Annotated in this window: 15 protein-coding genes and 3 pseudogenes; 6 read left to right on the top strand and 12 right to left on the bottom strand. The window is 60.5% G+C overall.

What is annotated here, in order from left to right; all coding sequences use genetic code 11:
- Positions 1-414: 414 nt before the first annotated feature.
- Positions 415-1026 carry an N-acetylmuramoyl-L-alanine amidase family protein gene (locus RBB80_RS08555; RefSeq protein ID WP_433969579.1) on the bottom strand — a complete coding sequence of 204 codons (612 nt, stop codon included), beginning with the start codon at positions 1024-1026 and terminating at the stop codon, positions 415-417.
- Positions 1027-1646: 620 nt separating this feature from the next.
- Positions 1647-1862, bottom strand: a pseudogene (locus RBB80_RS08550) (AMIN domain-containing protein); the annotation flags it as partial.
- Positions 1863-2841: 979 nt separating this feature from the next.
- On the opposite strand from RBB80_RS08550, the gene RBB80_RS08545 reads away from it, so the two are divergent.
- From RBB80_RS08545 to RBB80_RS08535, 3 genes and pseudogenes are all read left to right on the top strand, one after another.
- Entirely contained in the window at positions 2842-3084 is a 243-nt protein-coding gene (locus RBB80_RS08545) for a hypothetical protein (RefSeq protein WP_433967814.1), read from the top strand.
- 203 nt (positions 3085-3287) lie between these two features.
- Positions 3288-3932: pseudogene (locus RBB80_RS08540) on the top strand (metal-dependent transcriptional regulator); the annotation flags it as partial.
- Between the two features lie 109 nt (positions 3933-4041).
- The gene (locus RBB80_RS08535) at positions 4042-5379 is read left to right on the top strand and encodes an Nramp family divalent metal transporter (RefSeq protein WP_433967813.1); all 1338 of its coding nucleotides are present in this window, start codon (positions 4042-4044) and stop codon (positions 5377-5379) included.
- Positions 5380-5488: 109 nt separating this feature from the next.
- Here RBB80_RS08535 and alaS read toward each other — a convergent pair.
- The 3 genes and pseudogenes from alaS to RBB80_RS08520 all read right to left on the bottom strand — a co-directional run bounded on the left by alaS (position 5489) and on the right by RBB80_RS08520 (position 9855).
- Positions 5489-8390 (bottom strand): annotated as a pseudogene (alaS, locus tag RBB80_RS08530) (alanine--tRNA ligase).
- 30 nt (positions 8391-8420) lie between these two features.
- The gene (locus RBB80_RS08525; protein ID WP_433967812.1) at positions 8421-8834 is read right to left on the bottom strand and encodes a methyltransferase family protein; all 414 of its coding nucleotides are present in this window, start codon (positions 8832-8834) and stop codon (positions 8421-8423) included.
- Between the two features lie 178 nt (positions 8835-9012).
- Positions 9013-9855 (bottom strand): hypothetical protein, encoded by an 843-nt coding sequence (locus tag RBB80_RS08520; protein WP_433967811.1) that lies wholly within the window; start codon positions 9853-9855, stop codon positions 9013-9015.
- Positions 9856-9933: 78 nt separating this feature from the next.
- Between RBB80_RS08520 and RBB80_RS08515 the strand changes: the two genes are divergently transcribed.
- Positions 9934-10125 (top strand): hypothetical protein, encoded by a 192-nt coding sequence (locus RBB80_RS08515; protein WP_433967810.1) that lies wholly within the window; start codon positions 9934-9936, stop codon positions 10123-10125.
- A gap of 123 nt (positions 10126-10248) precedes the next feature.
- On the top strand, positions 10249-10551 hold the full coding sequence (locus RBB80_RS08510) for an RNA-binding S4 domain-containing protein (protein ID WP_433967809.1): 303 nt from the start codon (positions 10249-10251) through the stop codon (positions 10549-10551).
- Between the two features lie 184 nt (positions 10552-10735).
- On the opposite strand, the gene RBB80_RS08505 is transcribed toward RBB80_RS08510, so the two are convergent.
- From RBB80_RS08505 to RBB80_RS08475, 7 genes are all read right to left on the bottom strand, one after another.
- Positions 10736-11356, bottom strand: a complete 621-nt coding sequence (locus tag RBB80_RS08505; protein WP_433967808.1) for a regulatory protein RecX — start codon at positions 11354-11356, stop codon at positions 10736-10738.
- Positions 11357-11392: 36 nt separating this feature from the next.
- Complete coding sequence (locus RBB80_RS08500; protein WP_433967807.1) at positions 11393-13009, bottom strand: S9 family peptidase; 1617 nt, start codon at positions 13007-13009, stop codon at positions 11393-11395.
- A complete protein-coding gene (locus RBB80_RS08495) occupies positions 13006-13224 on the bottom strand; it encodes a hypothetical protein (protein WP_433967806.1) in 219 nt (72 codons plus the stop codon). The genes RBB80_RS08500 and RBB80_RS08495 overlap by 4 nt, the downstream gene beginning before the upstream one ends.
- Complete coding sequence (locus RBB80_RS08490; protein ID WP_433967805.1) at positions 13224-13736, bottom strand: hypothetical protein; 513 nt, start codon at positions 13734-13736, stop codon at positions 13224-13226. The genes RBB80_RS08495 and RBB80_RS08490 overlap by 1 nt, the downstream gene beginning before the upstream one ends.
- 62 nt (positions 13737-13798) lie before the next feature.
- Positions 13799-14344, bottom strand: coding sequence for a hypothetical protein (locus RBB80_RS08485; protein WP_433967804.1), 546 nt, complete (start codon positions 14342-14344; stop codon positions 13799-13801).
- 126 nt (positions 14345-14470) lie between these two features.
- Positions 14471-15772 (bottom strand): sensor histidine kinase, encoded by a 1302-nt coding sequence (locus RBB80_RS08480; protein ID WP_433967803.1) that lies wholly within the window; start codon positions 15770-15772, stop codon positions 14471-14473.
- Positions 15760-16077 carry a hypothetical protein gene (locus RBB80_RS08475; RefSeq protein WP_433967802.1) on the bottom strand — a complete coding sequence of 106 codons (318 nt, stop codon included), beginning with the start codon at positions 16075-16077 and terminating at the stop codon, positions 15760-15762. Before RBB80_RS08475 ends, RBB80_RS08480 begins: the two co-directional genes overlap by 13 nt.
- Positions 16078-16363: 286 nt before the next feature.
- On the opposite strand from RBB80_RS08475, the gene RBB80_RS08470 reads away from it, so the two are divergent.
- Positions 16364-17119 (top strand): hypothetical protein, encoded by a 756-nt coding sequence (locus RBB80_RS08470; protein WP_433967801.1) that lies wholly within the window; start codon positions 16364-16366, stop codon positions 17117-17119.
- Positions 17120-17210: the final 91 nt, after the last annotated feature.

Below are 17210 nucleotides of genomic sequence, written 5' to 3'. Positions count from 1 at the left end.
AGCAAAGTCGAAGCGGGAGGAATCTGCTTTTCGCCCGCCCAAAAACAAACACCGTCATCTCGACCGAAGCTGTTCACAGCCTCATCGTGAGCCGCGCAGTGGAGAGACCCCCGTATTCGCCGTTGTCGTTGCCCGTTTTTGTTCGCCTTCTCCAGCCTTTATTGATTGCCCTAAGCAACACACGCATCTAGTGTCACCGCAGCGCAGCGGAGGAATCCGCTTCTCGCTCGCTCCCTAACAAACACCGTCATCTCGACCGAAGCTGTTCACAGCCTCATCGTGAACAGCGCAGTGGAGAGACCCCGTATTCGCCGTTGTCGTTGCCCGTCTTTGTTCGCCCTTACGCAGCGAATTTATTTGCACTCCACCGCCACGGAGGATCTTGTCTCACCCGCCACAGCACAACCCAGAAAATCAGTTCCCTCTCGCCCGCTCCGAAGGCGTCTTCGCCCCACTCAGCCCACCCGCATACTTCGCGACACCTTTGTAGAGACTCTCGGCCACCCGCTCCCGATACTCCGGCTGCTGCAGCTGCCGAGCATCCTTCGCATTCGTAACAAACGAGATCTCCGCCAGAATCGAAGGCATATTCGCACCAATCAGCACCACAAACGGAGCCTTCTTCACCCCGCGGTCTTTCAACCCCGCATTTCCCCTCTGCAGCCCGCCATACAAACTTTGCTCCACATCCCCCGCAAACTCCCGCGACTCAGCGATCTTGTCCTTTAGCGCGATCTTCTTCACCAGGTCGCTCAGCTGATGAATCGACTGATCCGACACCGCATTCTCACGCGCCGCCGTCTCCAAAGCATCCGGCGACGAAGTGAAGTTCAAATAGTAAGTCTCCACCCCACGCGCACTCGCATCCGAGGAAGAGTTCGCATGGATAGAAAGAAACAGATCAGCCTGCGCTTTATTCGCAATCGCCGTCCGGGTCTCCAGCGGAATAAACGTGTCATCCGACCGCGTATAAATGATCTCCGACCCCAGCCTGTCATGCAGCAGCTTGCCCAACCGCAGCGCCACATCCAGCACAACGTCCTTCTCTTCAATCCCATCCACGCCCAGCGTCCCCGAGTCGTGCCCCCATGGCCCGCGTCAATCACAATTCGCCCAACCTTCAACCCCAGCGCCCTTACCATCGAGGTCTCGCCATCCGCCGTAGGAACCGCCGCGCGCGCCGGCACAGCATCCGCATCTTTAGCACCTTTGCCGTGTCGCAGCTTCCTCGTGCTCGGCACAGGCACCGCCACCTCAGCAGAGCTCGTCGCTACTCCCGTCGAGCTACCCGTCCCCAATGCACCATCGGCCCCCTGAACCCTGAGCCCTGAACCCTGAGCCCTGTCCGAAACCACCGCCGAGATCGGCTGCGACGTAGGCTGCGTCGTCGCCTCCACCCTGCCCGGCTGCGCACTCACCGCCGCCACATCAAACGAGCTCCCCGACTTCACCGCCGTCGTGTTCGGAACCGACGGTGCAGGAGCCGCCGCCCTCTGCATCGGTACGCTCACCACCGCCGCGCCCGGCTCCGCCTTACTCCCGCCATGAATGTCAATAATTAAGCGATAAGGGTTCGGCAGCAGAAACGCCGAGTACTCCGTGACATCATTAACATCCAGCACCACGCGCGTCATATCATTCGAAAACTGCGCCGCCCGGATCTTCTTCAAAAAGCCATCATCAGTCACAGCGAAGCTCTTGCCCACCAACTCCTGCGCCAGCCTCGTCCCATGCAAATCAAAATAGATGCGATCCGGATTCGGTACCCGCGCCGCCTCATACGTCACATCGTCCCCCAGGTCGATCGCCACCCGCGTATAGTTCGGCGTCGACCAGTGGCGAATCCCGGTCACCTGGGCCATATGCCCACGCCGCACAGCCTTCGCCACATGCATCGGCGCCACACTCTGCGCTCCCGCATTTGAACTCGAGGCCAAGCCCGGAGCAGCATCGATCGCCTCATCCATCGGCGTCGCAATCCCACGCCTCTCTGCAACTCCCGCCTGACCCGCCGAACTCACACCCGACACCTGAGCATCGCGCCCATCAGACGCACCCGCCGCCGCCAACATCCCGCCAGCTCCAGCCTCCTTCGCAACCGGAGCCGCATTCGAAGAAACAGAAGACCCAACCGGAGCCGCCGCAGCGCCTCCCGTCGCACTCTGATCGTTACGCCCACTCTGATCCAGCGAAGCCAATCCAGCCCGAGCCTCTTCCGCCATCTCACTCCGCGGATACTGCTTCACCAGCAGCGCATATCTCTCCCGCGCCGACCCCGCATCATGCAGATCGTTCTCATAAATCTGTCCCTCCGCCAGCAGCGCCCCCACCCGCAGCGAGCTTCCCGGATACTGCGTCCGCAAAAACTCATACTGCCCCACCGCCGCCTTCAGACTCTTCGCATCATGCAGTCCACGCCCTTGCTCCGCCAGCAACTCTGCCACCGCATTCACGCTGTCGGGAGCATGCAAATCCCCCGGAGCCTCGTGGTACACCGCACGAAAACCGTCCATCGCCCGCGCGTAATCCGCCCTCGTCCGCGTCCCCTCCGGCATCGCCTCGAGCGTCTGCCGCCCCCGCTCGGCCTGCTCCCACTGAGTCAACTCCGCATGCCGCTGGTGTGCCGTCTTCGCAGGCAGAACCTGCACCATTGCGCAGCCCAGCACCACCGCGCAACTCCCGCCCCACCAAGAACTACGAATTATCTTCCCCAGGCCCATTTGTCTTCTTCAAAAATCGACAGACTGCCTAAGTTTAAGAGAGCCCACCCCCCAACGCGTGTGAAAAGAAACCCGGTATTCCCCCCGATACCCCCAGCCACCCCCAGCCACCCCCAACCCCTTGCGCTCCTCCCGCATCAAGCCTCCATTCAGCCCCGATCACAGCAACCCATCCTGCGGTAAACTCACACGCATGGTAGACATCGATCTTCTCGTCGAAGCTATTCGCAAACGGGGACACACCGTTGAGAGCGTCTTCTCCGTACCGGACAACGCAGGCGTCTATGAAATCGTCGTAGACGGCAACCTCCTCAACCTCGAAGAGGCAAGACAGCTTCTCGAAGACGAGGAAGAGTCGAAATAACCAGTGCCCTCTTGAGTCGAACGGGAAGAATCCGCAGTTTGTTCTTGTCGTCATCCTGAACGGAGTGAAGGATCCCGACACCTTCCGCCTACCCATACCGTTCGAACCTTCCAACCCAAACGCTCAAGCATTTGCCGCTCTTCCCCACCTAAAAATCCACTCCTGCGATGACAAATCTTCTTTACCATGGTTAACTTGCAGTCATGTCGCAGGAAATCACAGTCTCGAAGGAAGATTACCTCAAGGCGATCATCGAAGCCGAGAGCGAAGGCCACACTGTCATCGCCGCCCTGCTCGCCCAGTGGCTGGAGGTCTCCGCTCCCGCCGTGACCAAGGCCGTAAAGCGCCTGCGCGAAGACGGCTACATTGAAGCAGGCCGCGAAGGCGCCCTCAAACTCACCGCCAAAGGACGAGAAGCTGCCCACCGTACAGCCCTGCGTCACCATCTCGTCGAACGCATGCTCTCCGAAATGTTCGGCATGGAGTGGCATCAAATCCACACCGAAGCCGAACGGCTCGAACACGCCATCTCTCCCGCATTCGAAGCCAAGCTCATCGAGAAGCTGGGCGAAGCGGGCGACTGTCCCCACGGCAACAAGGTCCTCCCGGAAACCCCCGCGCAGATCAAGCGACGAGGACTAGTCGCACTCTCCGAAGCAACCGAAGGCGCCAATTACGTGGTGGCAAGTCTCTACGAACGAGACTCCGGCCTCCTCGAGTTCCTCCACGAGCTCGGAATAGGTCCAAAAGTCGCTCTACGCGTGCTCAAACGCAACTACGACGACACCATCCAGGTGCAGACCCCAAACGGCTCCGTGACGCTCGGCCAATCCGCCACCATCAGGGTTTGGGTGCGTCCAAGCTCAGGATCGAGATCGGTGGATGAACCAAGGCGACGTAAAAACGTAACCTCGGTTAACTCGATGTGGCATACTGGATCTAAGACTGCACGTACCCATGCCGCCTATGCCAACTCTCCAGGAACTCAATCGGGACCAGCGCCCCTCCTTGCCCGAGGTGTTCTCTTCGGTGCGCCTCACACAGTCGCCCGGCTTCTGGCGGCGCCTCTTCGGCTTTCTCGGTCCCGGCTTCCTGATCTCCGTCGGCTACATGGACCCCGGCAACTGGGCGACCGACCTCGCCGGCGGATCCAAATACGGATACACCCTCCTCTACGTCATCATGCTCTCCAACCTGATGGCGATCCTGCTCCAAAGCCTCGCCCTCAAGCTCGGCATCGCAACCGAACGCGATCTCGCACAGTCCTGCCGCGAGACCTACAGCCGCCCCGTCAACATCCTTCTCTGGCTCTTTGCCGAGATCGGAATAGGCGCCTGCGACCTCGCCGAAGTCATCGGCTCAGCCATCGCCCTCCAATTGCTCTTTCACATTCCGCTTCTCCTCGGCGTCCTCATCACCGGCACCGACGTCCTGCTGATCCTGCTGCTTCAAAACCGCGGCTTCCGCTACCTCGAAGCACTCGTCATCACCCTCATCGGCACCATCGCCGCTCTCTTCGGCGTCGAAGTCCTGCTCTCTCATCCCGAGTGGCTACCCATCGCCCACAACCTTTTCATCCCCTCCCGAGCGATCATTACCAACCCCGACATGCTCTACATCGCCATCGGAATCCTCGGCGCCACCGTCATGCCGCACAATCTTTATCTCCACTCCTCCATCGTCCAGACGCGAAACTACCCGCGAACCGAGCAGGGCAAGCGAGAAGCAATCCGCTTCGCAAACATCGACTCCGCAACCGCCCTCATGCTCGCCCTCTTCGTCAACGCCGCAATCCTCATCCTCGCCGCCGCCGTCTTCCATCGCGGAGGCCACTACGAAGTCGCCGAGATAGGTGACGCCTACAAGCTCCTCACCCCCATGCTAGGCTTCGCCGGAGCCAGCACCATGTTCGCTCTCGCCCTGCTGGCCTCCGGACAAAACTCCACCATCACCGGAACCCTCGCCGGCCAGATCGTCATGGAGGGGTTCCTCCACCTGCGCCTCACCCCCTGGCTACGCAGGCTCATCACCCGTTCTCTTGCTATCATCCCCACGGTCATCGTGACCTACTTCTACGGCGAACGCGGCACCTCGGACCTGCTCGTCCTAAGTCAGGTCATTCTCAGCATGCAGTTGAGCTTCGCCGTCTTCCCACTCGTGTCATTCACCAGCGACCGAACGAAGATGGGCCCCTTCGTCAATCGCACTTCGATCAAGTTTCTAAGCTACGCCGTAGCCATCCTCATCGCCGGACTCAACCTCTGGCTCCTGATCCAAACCTTCCGACACCATTAGCCACCGACCGAAGGGAGGACCAACAAACTCCGCCTCTCCTCAACAAGGTATACAAGTCACGAAGTGACCGCTGCCCGCGCAGGGCGCCCGTCCGGCAGGACACAAACATCTAACCCAGCAACCCGCCCACCACCTCAGCCGCACTTTTCAACGCCGCATCCAGCGAACCCACATCGCTCCCGCCAGCCTCCGCCAGATCAGGCCGCCCACCGCCCTTCCCACCAACCTGTGCCGCAAGCTGCCCAACAATCTTCCCTGCCTGCACCCGCGAGGTCAGATCCTTCGTCACGCCGCAAATCAGAGAAACGCCCAGCGAACCCTTCCCATCCACCACCGCCGCTCCCAGCACAACCACGCCACTCCCCAGCTTGATCCGCAGCGAATCCACCAGCTCCCGCATCTGAGCCTTCTCCACACCATCCACCCGCTGCGCCAGCACCTTCACGCCCTTCACCTCAACCGCTGACGAAGCCGCATCCGACACCGACGAAGCAGCCGCCTTCATCCGCACCGCATCCAGCTCCCGCCGCAGCTTCTTCATCTCCTCCTCCTGTGCCGCAATCCGCGCACGCAGCGCCTCCGCCGGAGTCACCTCATCCGACGAGCCCCCCAGCATCGCCCCCACCACACGAGCAACCTCAAAATCCCTCCGGAACTCATGCAGCGCACCCGTCCCACTCACCGCCTCCACGCGCCGCACGCCCGAAGACACCGACCCCTCCCCCACCACCTTAATCACGCCAATCTCGCCCGTAGCTCCCGTATGAATCCCACCGCAAAGCTCCGTCGAAAAGTCACCGATCTTCACCACCCTCACCTTCTCGCCATACTTCTCGCCAAACAGCGCCATCGCCCCCAGCTCATTCACCGCCACGTCGATCGGCACATCCACCAGCGTCTCCACCTTCGTATTCCCCATCACCTGCCGGTTCACAATCTCCTCAACCTCGCGCAACTCCTCCTCGGCCACACCCGTGAAGTGCGAAAAATCAAACCGCAGCCGCGTCGCATCGTTCAACGACCCCGCCTGCTTCACATGCTTCCCCAACACCTCGCGCAGCGCCGCATGCAACAGATGCGTCCCCGTATGATTCCGCGTCGTAGCCGCCCGCGTCGCACCATCGACCACTGTATCCACGATATCGCCCACCGCAATCGTCTGATTCGCCCTCACCTTATGCGCAAACACCCCCTGCACCGGCTTGGTCGCGCCACTCACCTCAGCGACCACAGCATTATGATCCCCCGAGTACAACCACCCCACATCCCCAACCTGCCCACCCGAGTCCGCATAAAAACTCGTAGCGTCGAGCACCACCTCACCCGACTCCCCGGCCTTCAGCTCCGGAACGCCAATGCCACCGGCGACCAGCGCCAACACCTTCGCCCCATCCACCCTTAGCGTCGAGTACCCTTCAAACTCCGTCTTCGGCAACTCCCGATAGACCGGCGCCGCCGACTTCTGCGACCCACCCTTCCAACTCGCACGCGCCCGCTGCTGCTCTTCTTCCTTAGCCGCCTCAAAGCCCTCTTCATCGAAACCGATATCTGAATCTCTTGCGGCATCAGCAATGAAGTCTCTAGGCAATCCAAAGGTTTCGTAGAGACGAAACGCAGATGTCCCACTCAGAACCGCTTGACCGCTTTCAAGGTGATTGACGTGACGGCGATATGCTAAATAAAGGTTCCGAACATTGCTGAAGATGTCGAGGTTTAGAGCATTGAAAGGCGTGTCCAGACCCTTATCGAAATAATCTGTCGTATATGCCTGCCTAAGCACGGCTTCACTACTCGTACTCAAAAGTCTCTTGAGAAATGCGCTTTGTGCTTCGAAGATTTCTTCGTCTAGGCGGCGTGAACCCGACTCCAATACCCGAGCAAACTGCTGCTCCTCCGCCAGCACCACCTTACTAACCCGTTCCGCCGTCTCCTTCAACTCTGGATAAGCCACCTGCATCTCATCACGAACCGCAAACACCATCTCATGCATAAACGGCGTCTCCTGCCCCAGCAGCCGTCCATGCCGAATCCCACGCCGCAGAATCTTCCGCAGCACATACCCTCTGCCATCGTTCGCAGGATTTACCCCATCCGAGATCAAAAACGTAGCCGCCCGCGCATGGTCCGCAATGATCCGCAGTGAAGCTCGCGACCTCTCATCCACCTCGTGCTCCGGTTCCACCTTATGCCCGGTTAACTCCTCCGCGCGTTTGATCAGAGGAGTAAACAGATCCGTCTCAAAGTTCGACAGCACCCCTGCAGCACCGCCGCCACCCGCTCCAACCCCATCCCCGTATCGATAGAAGGCTTAGGCAACGGCGTCAGCGTACCATCACTGCTCCTATCGAACTGCATAAAAACCAAATTCCAAATCTCAACATACCGCTGCTCATCGAGCGGAAACGGCTTGTCAACACCAGCCTCCTCGGCCGCCTCAATCCCCAGGTCGTAGAAGATCTCCGAGCAAGGCCCACAAGGCCCTGTATCCCCCATCTGCCAGAAGTTATCCTTGGCCGACATCCCAAAGATCCTCTCCTTCGGCACCCCAATCTCAATCCAGAACTTCTCCGCCTCATCATCCCGCGGAACCTTCGCATCACCCTCAAAGATCGTCACGTACAACTTCGACGGATCAATCCCAAAGCAATGATCATGATTCGAAGTCAGCAGCTCCCACGCATAGGCAATCGCATCCTTCTTGAAGTAATCCCCAAACGAAAAATTCCCCAGCATCTCAAAAAAGTATGGTGCCGCCGCGTGAACCCAACGTTCTCTAGATCGTTGTGCTTGCCACCTGCACGCACACACTTCTGCGAGCTAACCGCCCGCGTGTAATCCCGCCTCTCGTTCCCAAGAAAAACATCCTTGAACTGATTCATCCCCGCATTGGTAAACAGCAGCGTAGGATCGTTCGCCGGCACCAGCGAAGAAGAGTGCACCCGCCGATGCCCCTTGCCCTCAAAAAACCGCAAAAAATCTTCCCGAATCTGGCTGCCCGAACGATTGATCATAGACTTAAAGTCTACCAGCGAGCCCACCCCTCAAAACCACGTCCGGCTCTTGTACCGCGCGTACTCCTCCCCAAACGCCCCAGCCAAAACCCGTTCTTCCCTGCGAGCCCTGACGATCTGCAGCGGCACAATCACCAAAGCCACCACCAGCGGTCCCCACACCGAAACGAAGAGCGACAGCCCCACCGTGAACAATCCCCCAAACAGATAAATAGGATTCCGAATCCGCGAATAAAGCCCCGTAGTCACCAGCCGGCCAGCCTTCGCCCTCACCGAAAACGAACTGCCAAGCTGCCACCGAGCCAGCACAAACAATGGAAACGATATCCCACAGATCACCGCCCCAATCACCTTCGTCGTAGTCCACACAACCTCAGGCGCATACCCCAACAGCAGAGCAATCATCGAAACCGCAACAGCAAGCGTCAGCAGATTTGCTCTCATGGCACTTCCGCCCCCGCCTTCAGTGTAGCCGCCGCCCGAGTGCCCCATATCTCGACTCTAAGATGTGGGCATTCGCGCCACACGCGAACCGCTCTCCTCCACAAGCCCTATCGCTAAACGATCAACCCCGGCACCCAAGTCTGCCCCTCCATCCGAAACACCTCATCCTCCGTCTTCCTCAACCCCGCAAACTCCCCCGATGCTCCACCATCACCATCGCCGTCACCAGCGCATCAAACGCATCCTCCGAAGCCCGCGCCTTCGCCATCACCAGCCTCGACAACCCCGCATACAGCGCACTCTCCCTCCGCTTCTTCGCCAGATAAGCCGTCCGCGCCGCCTCCGAGCTCTTCGTCACCGCCCCCGTCATCAGCCGCGTATAGATCTCCACCACCAAAGGAGCACTCTGCACAGAAGGCTCATCATAAGGCCAGATCCGAAACCCAGCCGCCCGCAACACCAGCAACCCCGGCATCCCCCGCAGCGAAGCCGTCCCCACCGCCCCCGCACCACCAATCTGAAACACAGACTTCGGTGCAATCCCCGCAATCCTCGCGATCTGCAGCGGGTCCGTCATCTCCGCCCTCACCTTCAATACCGTCTCCGCCCGCCGCAACATCCTGTGCGCATGCTCCCCACTGAACTCCGCCGGCTTCTTCCCATGCCGCATCGGCCCCACCCTCCCCCAGAACCGCACATCCTCACAATCCCGATGCAGCCACTCCTCCCCTCGCCCTCCCGCCACCAACTTCCAAAACTCCGGCGCCGACCCAATCCCCAACTCCCGCAAAAACCACGCCGGATAGCTAAACGTAAAATCGAACCCCACCACCATCCGCGGAGTCTCCCGGCTCATCTCCACCAGCCAGGCCATCAACTCCTCCCGCGTCCGCCCACTCTCCAGCGTCACCCGCCCAGTAGACGCCGTCCAAACCCCCGCCCAGATCTTCCTCCTCTGCCCCGGCCCTTTATCGCCCGACCAGTCCACCCCCACCACCCGTTGCAACCCGCTCTCTGCCATCCTTCTATCATCCATCAAATCAACTCACGGGAACTTTTCCCCACGCCCCACGTTTAATCTCCCAGGAGAGAAACACCGATGCTCAATCTTCTGCTCTTTTTGATCCTCATGGTCGTCTGCTGGCCCCTGGCCCTCGCAGCCCTCCTGCTCTACCCACTAATCTGGCTGATCCTCCTACCCTTTCGCCTCGTCGGCCTCGTAGTCGGTGGCACCTTCGAGCTCATCGCCGCTCTCTTCTACCTCCCCGTCCGCATGCTTCGCGCCATCTAACACCTGCCCGCAAAAGTAGAAGAAAATAGATCAAAATAGATTCATGACCGGCACCCGCATCGACAAGTGGCTCTGGGCCGCCCGCTTCTTTAAAACCCGCGAGCAGGCCTCCAAGCCTGCGACATGAACCGCATCACCTCGAACAACCTCGCAGCCAAGCCCTCGCGCGAGGTCCGCCTCGGCGACATGCTCCGCATCAAAAACGAAGCTGGCGAGTTCGAGGTAGAAGTCCTCGCCCTAAGCCAGCAGCGCGGATCCGCCGCCATCGCCCAAACCCTCTACCGCGAAACAGAAGACAGCAAGGAAGCTCGCCGCAAAGCCGCCGAAGAACGTAAACTCCTCGGCCCCATCGCCTATGCCGCTCCTTCCAAACGTCCCAGCAAGCGCGATCGCCGCCTCATCCACAGCTTCCGCGGCGACTACTAAAGACCCACTGCGCGTGGGGCGGTCACTTCGTGACGCGTATACCGGTCGTGGTTAATCATCATCCGCGTCGGGCCTCCCGTTGGTCGGCGCAATCTCCCTTCCGAGCATCGCGAGGACCCATTCAAGGTATACAAGTCACGAAGTGACCGCCCTCCGCGCAGGAGGCCCGTCCGGCAGGACACAATCATTCCTCTTCATTCTGCTTCGCGTAACTATCCGAGTCCCCCGCCCGCTCCTCCCGCTCTGCATAAGAATCCGAATCCCCTCCACCCTCCTCCACTCCCGCCAAAGCCTCCTCCGGAAGCTCCCAAGCCTTCAGCACCTTAAAGATCGCATTCGAAGAAAACCCCGCTCGCATCAACCGGTTCATCGTCCGCACGGTCTCCTTCTGCGCATTCTCCCCACTAGGCTTCTTCATCCTCTTCCGCGCGATATACTGCCGTGCCAGCACCACCTCATCCACATCCTCATACGCCGACTCCAGCGTCGAGGCCACCAACTCCTTCTCCACACCCTTCATCATCAAATCCTGCTGCACACGTCTCTTCCCGAACTTCTCATGCTCCTTGCGCACCCGCGTATAGTCCTCGGCAAACCGCGTATCGCTCAGATAGTTAAGCTCCTTCAGTCGCACGATCACCGCATCCATCGCGCGCTCCCCAGCCTCACCCTCCTCCGCGCGTGCCTTCATCAACCGCCGCAGATCCCGCACCGTCCGCATCCGCCGCGCCAGCGTCCCCACCGCATACTCGAACAACCCGGCCTCACCCACCGGCTCCCGCTTCTTCGGTCGTGCAAACGCCATCGCAATCCCTCGAACCCATTCTCGCCCAGCCAGTCCTCAGGGAACCACATTCAGCGTAAGCTCATTCGACCGCACCACCACACCACTCTTCGCATCCTTGCGAAACACCTGCACGGTGTACCGCCCCGGCCGGTTCATATTCACCAGCTTCTCCAGATGCGCCGTCTGCACCGCGGCCTTCCCCGGCTGCACATACTCCACCGTGCGGCTCTCCTCCTGCTGATGCTGCAGCGCCTCGCGCCCATACGCGGTCTCCTCCACCAGCTTGCCCGCCGCATCCTTCACCACAATGCGATACGAATACTCAGGATTGTTCGCACCCGGCCGATGCGCAAACATAACCGGATGATCCGACACATTCCTCAACGCAATCGTCACCTTCGCATCCGAACCCACCTTCACCTGATCCTGCGGAGTACCGATCGCAACCGTAAAGTCCTCACCCTCTCCAGGCCGCTGCGACAGATCTCTCTCACTCGAAGTAGTTGTTGTTGCCGTAACCGCTGAAGACGGCGCAACCTCTGCAGGCGCGGCCGAAACCGCTGGAGCTGCAGCCTTACCCGTTGTCCCCTTCCCTTTCGCTCCGTCCTTCGCAGCAGGCGCTCCCGGCGCCGCTCGATAGTTTGCAACCGCCGCATACAGATTCGTCTTCGTCCACCTGTCGCTCCAATCCCCCACCGTCTCGTACCAGAGCTTCGAGTTCTGCGGCTTCAACACCCAATGCCCTTCATCCGGAAAATACAGCATCTTGCTCGGCACATTCAGCCGCTGCAACGCCGTAAAAAGTTGAAACCCCTCCGACACATCCAACCGATAATCTCGCTGCGAATGAACCACCAGCGTAGGCGTCTTCGCACTTTGAATCGAAAGCATCGGCGACCACCGCCTGAAAGGATCATTCGCAGCCGGCCCCGCCGCATACCTCCACGGCTGTCCTGGCGCCACCTCGCCCGTCCGCCGGAACTCCCACTCGTTAAACCAGATCTCCTCGGTCGTTCCATACGCGCTCTCAGGATTGAACATCCCATCATGCGTCACAATGCACGCAAAGCGATCCGTGTGCGTCAAAATCCAGTTCGCCATAAACCCGCCGTAGCTCGCACCCAGCGCACACTCCCGCGTCTTATCGATAAACGCAAACTTCGACTCCGCAAAATCCAGACCCTTCATCAGATCGACATAAGGCTTTCCGCCCCAGTCGCCGTTCACACCATCGACAAACGCCTGCCCATAACCCGTCGAACCGCGCGGATTCACCATCACCACCACGTATCCGCTTGCCGCCATCAACTCCGCGTTCCACCGATAACTCCAGGCATCTCCCCACGCCCCCTGCGGTCCACCATGTATCAAAAACTTCACCGGATACTTCTTCGTCGCATCGAACTTCGGCGGCGGAATCATGAAACCCTGCACCGGCGCACCCTCCGCGCCGCTAAACGTGAAGCTCGTCATCTTCGGCAGATCGAGATGCTCCTCCAGGTCATCGTTCAAATGCGTCAGCCGCACCTCGGTCGTCGCAATCTGACTTGAGACACTCGGAATATCTCTATCCGCAGACGCCTTGACGTCTCCACGAAACAGCGCCACCACCGCAGACGGCGACTCCACGGTCATCTTCGTCGCCACCAGCTCATAGCCAACGTCTTTCAACGCCGCAAACTGCAGCTCTCCATACTCCCCTTCCCCGGCAGAGCGAAGAGCGAGTCGCCCAGATTTGGATAAGTGCAGAAGATGCGCTCCTCCCCATGGTCTGCAGTCGTAAAGCAGATCTCCGGATTCGCCGGGTTCCACACAAACTCATCCACCCAGCGATCCAGCTTCGGCAACAACTCCTTCGCCGTGCCGGCGAGACGATCGAACAACATCAACCGAAACCGGTCGCTCTCATACGCCGCCCTCGCCTGCGAACGAAACGCAAGGTACTTCCCATCGGGAGAGTAAGCCGGCGCATCGTCGCTCCCCTGCGATGTCGAAACCTTACGCGGCCTGCCCCCGCGTCATCCAGCAGCAGCGTAAACACATCATTATTTGTGCTCGCAGCAGGAACAGGATCAACATTGGTTACATAAGCAATCTCCTCCGAGCCAGGCGCCCACGCATACCCAATCGGGCCGCCAAGAGTAAACGTCGGAGCCTCCGCATCTCCAATATCCCCTCGCGGAGTCAGGTCACGAACAGCGTTTCCATCCGTCGCCGACACCACCAGCACATGACTCCGCTTCGGCCCTAAATAACTATTCCAATGCCGGTACATCAAGTGCTCGAAGACCTGCGCCTTCACCGGATTTGCTGCCGCAGCATCCTCTTTCTTTTTATTGCAAAGATCCTCATCCATCCACGAGGCCTCGTCACTGCACTCCGGATACACCCGAGACATAAACAGGATCCTCTGCGAGTTCGGCGACCAAACCGCGCCATCCGCCTCCGTGCTCACACTGGTCAGTCGCTTCGGCGTCCCCAGCGTCCCCGCTGCATCATCCCACGCCGCCAGAAAGATCTGCGAAAGTCCCGTCGCGCTATCAGTCGCAACAAACGCAACCTGCTTCCCATCCGGCGAAAACCTTCCCCCCGACTCCCCTCCTTCCAGAACGTCAACTGCCGCTCAGCACGGCCTTTCACCGGACCATCGGGGCCGCCTTTCCTGTCACTCCGCAGCGCAGCGGAGGAATCTGCTTTTCCCACGCCGTCCGCAGGCGCAGCCGCCATCGGCACCACCCAAAGATGATTCACCTTCGTGTTCTTCTCAAGATCAACATCCGTCGCCGAAAACATCACCCACTTGCCGCTCGGCGAAACCTGCGGATCACTCACCCGCTTCATCCGCTCGAGATCCGCAAACGTCATCGGCCGCTGTCCCGCCGCCCCACCCGACAAGGAATCAGAGTCCGGACCAAACCCCTGCGCCCACACCCTCCCACAAGTCCAGCCCCAAACCCCAGCCATCGCCGCCGCCAGCAAGCCGGCCCTGATCCCGCACTTCTTCATCGCGCCAGTCTACCCCCGCAACTCAAGGATCGAACCGGAAGAGGAACCACAGAAGAAAATCCCCGCCAAAGTTTAACGTCTCAAAAATAAATCCAGAAGACGTGGCACTTTTTTCAACCACAAAATTCACCACGCAAAACACCACACCAACACCACGTCTACCACGCATTCCACCACGTCCTGCACCACAAAAAACTGCAAGCAAAACCGCCTATCCCCCAACAGCGGCGCGGCGAATCGCCTCCTCCACCACCCCGGATTTTTTTCCGCCCCCATCCTCACCGGCAACTCCACCGCCACCGCCGCCCCGTGCGGATGCATATTGAACGCACTGATCTCCCCACCATGCTCCTGCACAATCGAGTAGGAAAGACTCAGCCCCATTCCCGCGCCATCGCCCGCCTCCTGCATCGTGTAAATCGGATCAAACATCCGCCCCGGCTCACGAAAACCCGGCCCGGTATCACTCACAATCAGGTGAACCCTCCGCCCATCCCCACCCGATCCACTATCAGCAGTACCCCCGGAACTACTGTCCAAGCCGCTCCCCGAGCAACTCAAAGACATACGAATCAACAACTCTTCGCCAGTCTTCGTCTCCCGCACCCCAGCCAGCGCCTGCGCCGCATTATTCAGCAGATGTTCCAGCAACTGCCGCAGCCTGTGCCTGTTTCCCAACACCTCGGGCACCTCGCTGCCGGCCTGCACCACCAGCCGAATCCCCCTGCTCTCAAGCTTCTCTCCACACGCCGCCGCCAACTCCCGCACCAGCTCCGTCAAATCGACCAGCTCGTCGCCCTGCCCTACCGGCCTCCAGAACTCCAGCAGCGACTCCACCGTCTGCCTCATCCGCAGCGCCTCCCGTACGATGATCTCCGCATCCGTCTTCACCCGCGCCTCGCCCGTCGACCCCGCAATCAGCTCCGCAAACCCGAGCACCGCCGTCAGCGGATTGCTCAACGCGTGCGCCATCCCTCCAGCCAGCATCCCCATCCCTGCAAGCCTCTCCGCGCGCATCAACTTCTCGGCCAGAGCAGCGTTCTCCATCGCCCGCGCCACCTTCACACCCAGCGCCTCGAGCGGCCACAGCACCTCTTCAAGCTCCCTCTGCCGCACGCTCAGCAGACCGTCCGCGCCCACCGCCAGCGCCCCCATCATTCTCCCGCCGGTCGTCCACAGCGGAATCACAATCGCCCCGCGCGCCTCCTCCCCAAATCGCGCATTCTGCCCCCTTCCCGCCTCCCCATCCCTTCCCAGACCCGTTCCGCCTCCGACTCCAATTCCCCTTCCCCTCCCCATCCCGAAGACCACAGCAAACGCATTGTTCTTTATCCGCCTCCCCAGGCCACCCTCCCCCCGCCGAGTGCCAATCCCACCCCGGCGCTCAGCCTCCACGACACCCTCCGCCCAGGCATTCAGCGAGTCCACCGTGGCCTCCTCCATCCCCGCGCTGCCCGCCACCGCAAGCAGCCCCCCGCGTCCCGAACCAGCACCGCCGTCCTGCGGAAGACGCTCTTCTCCGCCATCAATTGGCTCACCCGCGTCGCCAGTTCCGGCATCCCCGCGTCACCTCCCAGCTGAACATCCAAACCCGCATAGGCCTGCAACTCCTCCTGCTCGCGTCTCTCCCGCCTGCCCTCTGCCACCCGAGCCTGCATCCGGCACCAGAACGCCCAAAGGCCCCCGCCCGCCAGCGAAAGCTCCATCCAGCGCAGCACGATCAACCCGCTCATCTCCCTCGCTCCAGGCCACATCACCAAACCTCCCAAATCGCGTCTATTCTTAGTAGCGTGCGGGGCAACGCAGGCAAGACACACACAGCCCCGCCCATGGAGTTCTCCCACATGAAGCCCAGCCGCGCCTCTGCCTCCGCGACCCTACGTTTTGTTTCTGCAAGCGTCCTATCCCTCCTGCTATCGGCCCCGCCCACCGCGGCCATCGCCGCTGTCGCAAATCCAGACGGAGCCGCCCCCAGGACCCCGCAGGCTTCGGCCCCCTAGACCCCGCACCCCCACCGGCATGACCCCCCAGCAGATCATCGACAAGTTCGCCGCCCGCGAAACCCTCTTCAACCTCGCCCGCCAGAACTACACCTTCCGCCAGACCGTCCGGGTCGACACCCTCGCCGAAGACACCGACCGCGTCGACGGCGAGTACCAGCAGGTCACTGACATCACCTTCGACAAGGACGGCAAGCGCGCCGAACACGTCGTCTTCGCCCCCCAGAACTCCCTTGAGCGCGTCCAGATGACCCCCGCCGACTTCGACGAGATCGAGCACCGCCTCCCCTTCATCCTCACCACCGAAGACCTGCCCAAATACGACATCACCTACCTCGGCCGTCAGCACATCGACGAGCTCGACACCTACGTCTTCTCCGCCGCCCCCAAGACCTTCGAAAAAGGCAAGCGCTACTTCCAGGGCAAGGTCTGGGTCGATCAGCAGGACTTCCAGATCGTCCTCGTCAACGGCATCACCGTCCCCCAGGACAAGCGCAAAGGCCACGAAGACCTCTCCCCGCCCTTCACCACCTACTACGAGCAGGTTGACGGCAAGTACTGGTTCCCCACCTACACCAAGGCCGAGGGCAACCTCCACTTCGTCGCCCAGGAAGGCGCCCTCGCCAACGACGTCCACATGCGCAACATCGTCAAATACACCGACTACAAGCAGTACCACGCCACCGCGCGCATCATCTACAACGGCGAAGACATCACCGACAAGAAGGACACCACCCAGCCCCCGGCCAATCCACCCCAGAAGCCCAAACCGTAGCGTATGGCCTGCCGGACGGGCGCCCTGCGCGGGCGGCGGTCACTTCGTGACTTGTAATGGCTTCGCGGGGTGCTCCCGTTGGTCGCAACCT

The sequence above is a fragment of the Tunturiibacter gelidiferens genome (genome assembly GCF_051013345.1).
Classification (GTDB): Bacteria; Acidobacteriota; Terriglobia; order Terriglobales; family Acidobacteriaceae; genus Edaphobacter; species Edaphobacter gelidiferens_A.
The sequence above is the reverse complement of the archived record's forward strand: the minus strand, read 5'-3'. Positions and strand labels throughout refer to the sequence as shown.

Coding starts and splice junctions, on each gene's coding strand:
- RBB80_RS08535 (WP_433967813.1), top strand. CDS start 4,042: ATGCCGCCTATGCCAACTCTCCAGGAACTCAATCGGGACCAGCGCCCC.
- RBB80_RS08495 (WP_433967806.1), bottom strand. CDS start 13,224: ATGTTGTTCGATCGTCTCGCCGGCACGGCGAAGGAGTTGTTGCCGAAG.
- RBB80_RS08475 (WP_433967802.1), bottom strand. CDS start 16,077: ATGAGCGGGTTGATCGTGCTGCGCTGGATGGAGCTTTCGCTGGCGGGC.
- RBB80_RS08470 (WP_433967801.1), top strand. CDS start 16,364: ATGACCCCCCAGCAGATCATCGACAAGTTCGCCGCCCGCGAAACCCTC.
- RBB80_RS08510 (WP_433967809.1), top strand. CDS start 10,249: ATGAACCGCATCACCTCGAACAACCTCGCAGCCAAGCCCTCGCGCGAG.
- RBB80_RS08525 (WP_433967812.1), bottom strand. CDS start 8,834: ATGAGAGCAAATCTGCTGACGCTTGCTGTTGCGGTTTCGATGATTGCT.
- RBB80_RS08505 (WP_433967808.1), bottom strand. CDS start 11,356: ATGGCGTTTGCACGACCGAAGAAGCGGGAGCCGGTGGGTGAGGCCGGG.
- RBB80_RS08520 (WP_433967811.1), bottom strand. CDS start 9,855: ATGGCAGAGAGCGGGTTGCAACGGGTGGTGGGGGTGGACTGGTCGGGC.
- RBB80_RS08485 (WP_433967804.1), bottom strand. CDS start 14,344: ATGAAGAAGTGCGGGATCAGGGCCGGCTTGCTGGCGGCGGCGATGGCT.
- RBB80_RS08515 (WP_433967810.1), top strand. CDS start 9,934: ATGCTCAATCTTCTGCTCTTTTTGATCCTCATGGTCGTCTGCTGGCCC.
- RBB80_RS08490 (WP_433967805.1), bottom strand. CDS start 13,736: ATGTCTCGGGTGTATCCGGAGTGCAGTGACGAGGCCTCGTGGATGGAT.